At 66.6% G+C, this 1457-nt stretch carries 1 protein-coding gene; it reads right to left on the bottom strand.

Annotated features, from left to right (window positions below; all coding sequences use genetic code 11):
- Nucleotides 1-135: 135 nt before the first annotated feature.
- Complete coding sequence (locus CKO28_RS27625; RefSeq protein ID WP_338050263.1) at nt 136-696, bottom strand: IS66 family transposase; 561 nt, start codon at nt 694-696, stop codon at nt 136-138.
- Nucleotides 697-1457 lie beyond the last annotated feature (761 nt).

The following is a 1457-nucleotide window of genomic DNA, read 5'->3' as shown; positions in this document are numbered from 1 at the left end:
CGCGGCCAGGCCGACCTTGGACTTGAACTGCGGCGTCAGCTTACGCGGGCTCTTCCTCGACATCGTCTCCTCCTTCAGGTCAGGAGGGCCCGCCCTACGCTAACGCTCGCCCCTGTTCCAAAACCAGGGTCCACTTCACACGGCCCGGTTCGTCACGAAGATCAGCATGTCCGAGCGGACGCGCTGGATCTGCCGGCGCAGCTTGTCGTCTGCGCGGGTGTCCGGGGTCCGCGTGACCAGCTCGTAGAGATCCCGATCGAGCCGATATCGGTACTGGTAGAGCGTGCTCTTCTGGAGATCCTCGCGCCGCCGGGCGATATCGACGGCACGCAGCAGGAGGTCCTTGAGCGGCGGGGCGAACACCGTGTCGCCGGCATCGATGGCGTACTGCGCGTCCCGCAGCAGGTGGGCGAGACAGACCTGTCGGTTGGCACCGTGCCCGCTCTGCGCGGCGAAGCGGTCGGACACCCAGACTTCCGGGACGTGGCCGTCCAAGACCTCCCGGACGACCGCCTTGCCGCGGCTGGGCGCTACCTTGTGCAGCACCGCCGTGGCGCAGCCGAACACCCACTGCCAGTATTTCTGGCCGGCCACCCGGACACCGGTCTCGTCGCAGCCGATCACGCCCGCGCGGCGCAGCTCCGCGGTGATGTCGGCGACCGCCGCATCGACCTGCTCCTTGGCGCGCGATAGGATGTTGCCGATCGCGCCCTAGCTGATCGTCACGCCGAACATATCCTGCATCAACGCCGCCAGGCGCTGGAAGCTGACCGCGTGGATGGTGTGCAGGTAGATCACCTTCTCCTCGACGCTGCGCCCGGTCACGTCAGTCGCGCGCTGCAAGCGCGCAAGGGCGAGCCGGGCTCCAGGCCCTCCGGTGGCCTCGGGGCAAAGCGCTCACCGCAGCAAGGACATTCGCCCTGGTACTGATGCACGCGGGTGACGTCCGGGCGCACCGGCGGGATCTCGATGCGGTCGTAGCTGAGCTTGAGGGTTTGGTTCTCGGGACCAACGTGCCCACCGCAACCCGGGCAGTTGCTGGCCGGCGCGGTAACCGTGAGGTCGGTGTTCGGCTCCAGGGACCGCGCCTGACCCTGGCCGCCCTTGCCTGTCTTGCCGGATTTACCTTTCCGCGGCTTATTCGGCTTCTCGTCCTGCGACTGGGCAGCGAGGAGTTCTGCGCGTTCTTGCGCGGCTGGTTCACCTTGGCCTCAAGTTCGGCCACCCGACGCTCCAGGCACCCGTTCTGAGCGCGCTGCTCCTCGATGATGTCGATCAGCTGGTCCTTGGAATGCTGGCGCAGCTCCTCGCGTATCATATCAGTCTGGACTGAACGAACCCGCTATCGCGGGGGTTAGCGGATAACAGGTGCGGGCGGGTCTCCTGCCTGAGACGATGGGGTTGCCGACCACCAACTCTCAGGACAGGAGTTTCCCAGATGGCCGACATCAGCCCTC

The sequence above is a fragment of the Rhodovibrio sodomensis genome (assembly GCF_016583645.1).
Classification (GTDB): domain Bacteria; phylum Pseudomonadota; class Alphaproteobacteria; order Kiloniellales; family Rhodovibrionaceae; genus Rhodovibrio; species Rhodovibrio sodomensis.
The sequence above is the reverse complement of the archived record's forward strand: the minus strand, read 5'-3'. Positions and strand labels throughout refer to the sequence as shown.